Origin of the sequence: Psychromonas sp. B3M02 (genome assembly GCF_003318165.1) — a bacterium.
Lineage (GTDB): Bacteria > Pseudomonadota > Gammaproteobacteria > Enterobacterales > Psychromonadaceae > Psychromonas.
In genome coordinates, this window is sequence record NZ_QOCB01000038.1 from 21,718 (window position 1) to 28,502 (window position 6,785).

At 38.6% G+C, this 6,785-nt stretch carries 6 protein-coding genes; 3 read left to right on the forward strand and 3 right to left on the reverse strand.

All coding sequences use genetic code 11. The features are described from left to right. Window positions 1-9 precede the first annotated feature (9 nt). From DS885_RS05330 to DS885_RS05340, 3 genes are all read left to right on the forward strand, one after another. The gene (locus DS885_RS05330; protein WP_113818366.1) at window positions 10-1,029 is read left to right on the forward strand and encodes a LacI family DNA-binding transcriptional regulator; all 1,020 of its coding nucleotides are present in this window, start codon (window positions 10-12) and stop codon (window positions 1,027-1,029) included. Between the two features lie 236 nt (window positions 1,030-1,265). Further along, window positions 1,266-2,438 carry an NRAMP family divalent metal transporter gene (locus DS885_RS05335; RefSeq protein WP_441344257.1) on the forward strand — a complete coding sequence of 391 codons (1,173 nt, stop codon included), beginning with the start codon at window positions 1,266-1,268 and terminating at the stop codon, window positions 2,436-2,438. Window positions 2,439-2,527: 89 nt separating this feature from the next. Next, window positions 2,528-3,046: a DUF6795 domain-containing protein gene (locus DS885_RS05340; protein ID WP_113818368.1), complete on the forward strand. Its 519-nt coding sequence runs from the start codon at window positions 2,528-2,530 to the stop codon at window positions 3,044-3,046. A 118-nt stretch (window positions 3,047-3,164) separates the two neighbouring features. On the opposite strand, the gene DS885_RS05345 is transcribed toward DS885_RS05340, so the two are convergent. From DS885_RS05345 to DS885_RS05355, 3 genes are all read right to left on the reverse strand, one after another. Continuing rightward, window positions 3,165-3,953, reverse strand: a complete 789-nt coding sequence (locus tag DS885_RS05345; protein ID WP_113818369.1) for a DeoR/GlpR family transcriptional regulator — start codon at window positions 3,951-3,953, stop codon at window positions 3,165-3,167. A gap of 182 nt (window positions 3,954-4,135) precedes the next feature. After that, window positions 4,136-5,668 carry a glycerol kinase GlpK gene (glpK, locus tag DS885_RS05350; RefSeq protein ID WP_113818370.1) on the reverse strand — a complete coding sequence of 511 codons (1,533 nt, stop codon included), beginning with the start codon at window positions 5,666-5,668 and terminating at the stop codon, window positions 4,136-4,138. A gap of 66 nt (window positions 5,669-5,734) precedes the next feature. Next, window positions 5,735-6,553 (reverse strand): MIP/aquaporin family protein, encoded by an 819-nt coding sequence (locus DS885_RS05355; protein WP_113818371.1) that lies wholly within the window; start codon window positions 6,551-6,553, stop codon window positions 5,735-5,737. Window positions 6,554-6,785 lie beyond the last annotated feature (232 nt).

Consider the following 6,785-nt stretch of genomic DNA (forward strand, 5'->3'; position numbering starts at 1 on the left):
CATAATCAGATGTCTATTAAACAATTAGCCGATTACTTAGGACTCTCAAAATCAACTGTATCTAGAGCGTTAAATGGATATAGTGATGTTAACGCTGATACACGCTTAAAAGTGTTGGAAGCGGCTAAAATACTCGGTTATAGAGCCAACCCTACGGCGCAGCGATTAGCTTCAGGGCGCTCTAAAAACATTGGTATTATCTTACCTGCTAATGCGCGTATGTTTGTTTCATCTGCTTTTTCTAAGGTATTAGCGAGTGCTTCTGAGTTTTTAATTACACAGGGGTATCAACTGATAGTAACAACAATCTCTGACACGCAAGATGAGCAAAAAGTCTATTTTGATTTTATCACCAGTGGTTTGGTGGATGGGCTGTTTATCGTGAGAACTCGACACAATGATCCTCGCATTACGTTATTAAATGTTCATCACTTCCCCTATGTTTGTTTAGGTTATGAATCTGGTTATCAAGATGAACGATTTGTAGATGTGGATAATCAAGATGCTTTTTATCAATTAACACAACGTCAAATTAATGCAGGGCATCAGCGTATTGCTTTCCTCAATGGTCCAGATCAACTGACTTTAGCTACCGCTCGCCAATTGGGATATTTAAAAGCGATGCAAGAAGCTTCATTAACAGTTGAACAAGGTTATTTATTACATGGGGAGTTAACGGAGCGTGATGCTATTGAGATGACCAAGCAATTAATGGCCTTAACACAACCTCCAAGCTGTATTTTATGTGCTGATGATGCGATGGCTTTAGGGGCGATGGTAGCGTGTGAAAATTTAGGTTACCAACCTGGAGTGGATATTGCGATTGCGGGTTATGGTAACTACGAGCATAGCCAATACACTAAACCCTCAATCACCACACTTGATTATGATACACATGGCGTTGGTAAACAGATCAGTAAGCTGATATTAAATCAACTAGAGGGGAAAAACTTCACCATTCAAAACTGGTATCAAGCCTCTATTATTATTGGTGAATCCGATCTGTTGAAAGATAAACCTATCTGTTAAAACCCAACTTTTATTAATATTTTTAGCCTGCGATTTATTGATTTTTTTACAGTAATAGTGATTTGGCTATTAAAACTCTATTAATCCTCTGAAAGCCACTCTTTTTGCTTTTTTATTAACCATTAATTATGTATGTTAACCGACCACAAAAATATCCTAACTCGAGTTATAAATAAATGAATGAAGCCGTATCAAGTTTAAAATCGCGCTTAAATGCGTTTGGTCCCGGAATATTAATGGCAACCGCTTCTATTGGCGGTTCGCACCTTGTTGCATCTACCCAAGCAGGTGCTATTTTTGGTTGGCAACTGCTGTGGTTAGTGGTTGCGGTTAACGTTCTAAAATATCCTTTTTTCCGTTTTGGTGTTGAATATACATTAGCGACGGGTAATAACTTGATCGAAGGCTATAAAGGCAAAGGTCCTTGGTATTTCTACTGTTTTGCGGCATTAAATGTTCTTGCTGCTGTGGTGAGTACGGCGGGCGTACTATTATTAACAGCAAGCTTGCTACATTATGCGTTGCCAGTTAATGTATCGGTGACTCTATTATGTTGGTTGATACTGGGTGTGTGTTTAATGATCCTATTATTTGGTCATTTTAAAGCCCTAGATAATGTGGCTAAAGTGATCATGGTTATATTAACTATTACTACGGTAGCCGCTTTTATTGTTGCCTTTAATAATGGTCCTATGACACCTGCTGACTACGAAGGTCCCTCACCTTATAAACTAGCTATGTTAGGTTTTATGGTGGCATTGATGGGTTGGATGCCAGCACCTATTGAAGTTTCTGCATTAAGCTCTCTTTGGTTAAAAGCAAAACAAAAACAACAGGTAATTACTAAAAAACAGGGATTATTAGACTTTAATCTTGGTTACTGGTTAACAGCTGTACTGGCGTTAGTGTTCTTTGGGTTAGGTGTCTTGGTACAGTATGGACAAACCAGTGGTACGGTATTGGGTGGGGTTGCTTTTGCACAGCATTTAATTGATATGTACGCATTAACCATTGGTGAATGGTCTCGTCCTTTAGTCTCTATGATTGCTTTCTTATGTTTATTTGGTACTACAATCACAGTGTTAGATGGTTATTCACGTACCTTGAATGAATCACATAAGCTATTAGGTTTTAAACAGTCTAAACACAGTTTAAATATCTGGTTAATCTTACAATCCTTAGCAGGTATGACGATTGTATTGTTCTTCAAATCAGCGTTAGCACCTATGTTAACCTTTGCGATGACCTTAGCTTTCATTACTACGCCTGTGTTTGCGTGGCTTAATTTTAGATTGGTAAGATCTGAGCCTAGTATTAAACATGGTAAGCTCTTACAAGGACTAACTTGGTTAGGCATGATCTATTTAGTTGGATTTGCATTGGCGTTCTTGATTTGGAAGTTTTGCTGAATAACTATTTCATCTTTTTAAACGTTTTAAAAATGCCGCATTAAGCGGCATTTTTATTGGTTGCACTTTTCACTTAATCGGGAAGTAACATGGCTTTAATTAAACTGAGTTTAATCATTGTTATTATCATTTTATTGTTTGTTTTTAGTCGCTCTGTGAGTGCGGATATCTTTAGTTTTTTTAACCGAGAAACCTTTTTATTATCACCGCCGGTACAGGGGCAATTATTAGATGATGGTAAAGCGGTGGTGGGGAAAACAGTCTATAGAGAGCTATATTATGATGGTCGACATTTAGATCAAACTGTTACTGATCAGCAGGGGAGATTTATCTTTCCATCTTCTACTATAAAAACCTCAAAACCGTCCAGTATGTTTGGTAGTGGCTCACTGATGCAACATATCTATTTAGGTGAGCCGGGCGAGAATGAGTTGACCTTATGGTTAGCTAAGTTATTTTATAATGGCAACCAAAACTCATTAACCTTAAAAGATAAATTAAGTCGTTTACAGTGTGACATAACCAACACAGCAAAGACTTATGATGTTCCTGTGCAAGAAAACCCTGAACAGGAGATGGTTATTCATACTTTATGTAATAGGGAGTGAGGCCTGTAGATAAGTCGCGATAGAGAAGGTAAATACTTGTTAATGCAGATAAAAACATTGTGGTTTTATCTGCATTAAGAGAGGGTAATATATTAGATGCTTTAAAAAATGCTTATTATTAGTCAGCTTGCTCAGTGGTTTGGTTATTAATTACTTCTAATGGAATGTTATGCTCTTTTAAGATGCTAACGATTTCATTAGGTGGTGTTAAGTCTGTGATTAACATATCTAACTCACTGATATTACCCAGATTAACCATGGCATTACGACCAAATTTGGTATGGTCAACAGCAAGGAATACGCTACGGCTATTTTCGATGATCGCTTGTTTTACACGTACTTCATGATAATCAAAGTCTAATAGTGAACCATCATAATCGATTCCGCTGATACCGATAATGCCAAAGTCTAAACGGAATTGTTTGATAAAGTCTAAAGTCGCTTCACCAACAATACCGCCATCTCTGTTACGAACTTCACCACCGGCTAGAATGACTTTAAAGTCATCGTTAGTCATTAAAATGCTCGCGACATTGATATTATTAGTAACAATGCGTAATCCTTTATGGTTTTTAACCAACTCTTTAGCGATGTATTCCGGCGTGGTACCGATATCAATAAACAGGGTCGCACCATCGGGAATGTATTTTACTAATGCTTGGGCAATGGCATCTTTAACATCTGACTGACGAGATTTACGATCATGGTATGAGCTATTCACTGAACTTTGTTGAGTTGTTGCTCCGCCATGGTGTCTACGAATTTTATTTTCATCGGCTAATTCATTGAGATCTCTACGGATAGTTTGAGGACTAACATTGAAATGCTCAACAAGACTTTCAGTACTGACATAACCATTTTTCTGTACTAAGTTAACGATCTCTTGGTGTCTTGTTGTCTGTTTCATTTAACCTCTCTCCTGCGCCCATGGCAAAATTTATTAAAAACAGTTTACTGTGTGGGGATTAGGAATAGCAAGTGTAATGCGCGTTTTACGTTCGAATGAGAGACAAATAGACAGGAATTTTACAATATAGATAACAAAAGAGCGCTCAGGCGCTCTTTAATTGGATTTAATCAATGAGCTGGTTAAGGTGTATCTTCGTTATCTTCATTATGAAGGTCAGCCCATACCGTGGCACATTTTACTGCGCGCTTCCAACCATTATAGCGTTGCTGGCGTTTCTCTTGTACTGCAACGGGTTCAAAAGAATGCTCAATAACGGCTTTGTTTTGTAGCTCATCTAAACTACTCCAGTAACCTACAGCAATACCTGCTAAATAGGCCGCACCTAGCGCTGTTACTTCAGTAACCGCAGGGCGTTGTACTGTTGTGTTAAGCACATCCGATTGGAATTGCATTAAGAAATTATTCGCTACAGCACCACCATCTACACGAAGAGAGGCTAGTTCCATATCAGCATCTGCTTGCATTGCATCAAGTACATCACGAGTTTGATAAGCAATACTCTCTAATGTCGCGCGAATAATGTGATTCGAATTGGTGCCTCGTGTTAAACCAACAATAGTACCACGTGCATAAGGGTTCCAATAAGGTGCGCCTAAACCAGTAAAGGCTGGGACAACATAAACGCCGTTTGATGAACCAACTTTAGTAGCAAAATACTCAGAATCTTTTGCATCTGAGAGTATTTTCATCTCGTCGCGTAACCATTGGATAGAAGCACCACCCATGAATACAGCGCCTTCTAATGCGTAAGTGGCTTCACCTTTTGGACCACAAGCTAGCGTTGTTAGAAGACCATGTGTAGAAGTGATTTTCTCCTTACCAGTGTTCATTAATAGGAAACAGCCTGTACCGTAGGTGTTTTTAGCTTGTCCTTTTTCTACACACATATGACCGTATAATGCAGCTTGTTGATCACCTGCAATACCTGCAATTGGAATACGTGTGCCGCCTGTTCCACCAATATTAGTTTTACCGTAAACTTCAGAAGAGCTTTTTACTTCCGCCATCATAGAAGCAGGAATACCTAACTCAGCAAGTAGTTTTTCATCCCACTGTAATTTATTGATATTAAATAACATGGTACGAGAAGCATTGGTGTAATCAGTTACATGTACGCGACCTTGTGTCATTTTCCAGATTAACCAAGTATCTACCGTACCAAATAGTAATTTACCTGCTTCAGCATCTTCTCGTGCACCTTCGACGTTATCTAAGATCCATTTTACTTTAGTGCCTGAAAAGTAGGGGTCTAGCATTAAACCCGTATTTTCACGCACGTAGTCTTCTAAACCATCACGATCTTTAAGCTCTTCACAAATGCTAGCTGTACGACGACACTGCCAAACAATCGCGTTATAAACCGGTTTACCTGTCTCTTTATTCCAAACAATAGTGGTTTCACGTTGGTTAGTAATGCCGATACCTGCCACTTGATCACTACGAATGCTCGCTTTCGCTAAACACTCTGTTAATACTGAACTTTGTGTCGCATAAATCTCCATTGGATCATGCTCTACCCAGCCAGAATGTGGATAAATTTGTGTAAATTCTCGTTGAGAAACACTAATGATATTTGCATCATGGTCAAGGATCACAGCTCGAGAGCTTGTTGTGCCTTGGTCTAACGCTACGATATATTTTTTATCTGTCATTATATTTTTCCTTTTACTATTTAATCTGGACAACTGTCGTTACTGTAAACAACATGTTTGTATTTTTTAATCACACTCATTTGGAATTGTGCAGCCAAAGCCTTCTTCTGGCAGGTATGGTGAAATCACTTTTGGGTAAACCCAGGCACCAAAACAAGCTCCTAAGATAGGCGCAACAATTGGTACGATGAAATATGGGATCTCTCTTGCGCCTGTTAATGCAAAATCCCAACCCGCTATGTAAGCAAATAATTTAGGGCCAAAGTCACGAGCAGGGTTCATGGCAAAGCCAGTTAGTGGACCTAGAGAGCCACCAATAACTGCAATTAATACACCGATTAACACAGGGTTTAGTGGACCTCGAGGTGCGCCATTATTTTCATCTCCTAATGCTAAGATTGCGAAAATAAGTACTGTTGTAATGACAAACTCAACAAAGAATGCAGTGATTAAAGAGATCGATGGGTGCGGGTAAGTAGAAAAAATACCAGCTGTCGATAAGGCTTCTTGGCTACTTCTTACAAAGTTATGCGCAATCTCATAATCACTAAATAAGTTGCTATATAGTGCGTATACTAAGGCTGCGGAGCAAAATGCACCAAGTAACTGGGATATAATATACGGTAATACTTTTTCTTTGTTAAACCCATGAAATAACGCAAGTGCAATGGTAACAGCTGGGTTAATGTGTGCCCCAGAAACACCTGCAGTACAATAAATGGCGATAGCTACGCCCATGCCCCACATGATACTAATTTCCCATTGGCCAAAGTTTGCGCCAGCTAATACTAATGCTGCTACACACCCAACACCAAAAAAGATTAATATTGCGGTGCCAATAAATTCAGCGACACACTGCCCCATTAATGAATGTTGTTTACTCATTTTGTATTCCTTTCGTTATTTAATGATTAACGCTCTGTGTTTTGATGTGCACAAAGATACTTATCATTAACATTTTTACTACAAGAATAGATTTATTTTGAGCGTTCGCTCGCATTTTGATTTAAATCGAGCGTTATTTGGTTGGTTTGATCATATTTTTGATTGATTAGATGTTGGGGGGTTAGGCTTGTATTATTAGAGGGATAATATTTATAAGGCTTTATTATCAATT

Bases quoted from the DNA above. Each gene is read 5' to 3' on its own strand.
- DS885_RS05330 (WP_113818366.1), top strand. From the start codon at position 10: ATGTCTATTAAACAATTAGCCGATTACTTAGGACTCTCAAAATCAACT.
- DS885_RS05335 (WP_441344257.1), top strand. From the start codon at position 1,266: ATGGCAACCGCTTCTATTGGCGGTTCGCACCTTGTTGCATCTACCCAA.
- DS885_RS05340 (WP_113818368.1), top strand. From the start codon at position 2,528: ATGGCTTTAATTAAACTGAGTTTAATCATTGTTATTATCATTTTATTG.
- DS885_RS05345 (WP_113818369.1), bottom strand. From the start codon at position 3,953: ATGAAACAGACAACAAGACACCAAGAGATCGTTAACTTAGTACAGAAA.
- glpK (WP_113818370.1), bottom strand. From the start codon at position 5,668: ATGACAGATAAAAAATATATCGTAGCGTTAGACCAAGGCACAACAAGC.
- DS885_RS05355 (WP_113818371.1), bottom strand. From the start codon at position 6,553: ATGAGTAAACAACATTCATTAATGGGGCAGTGTGTCGCTGAATTTATT.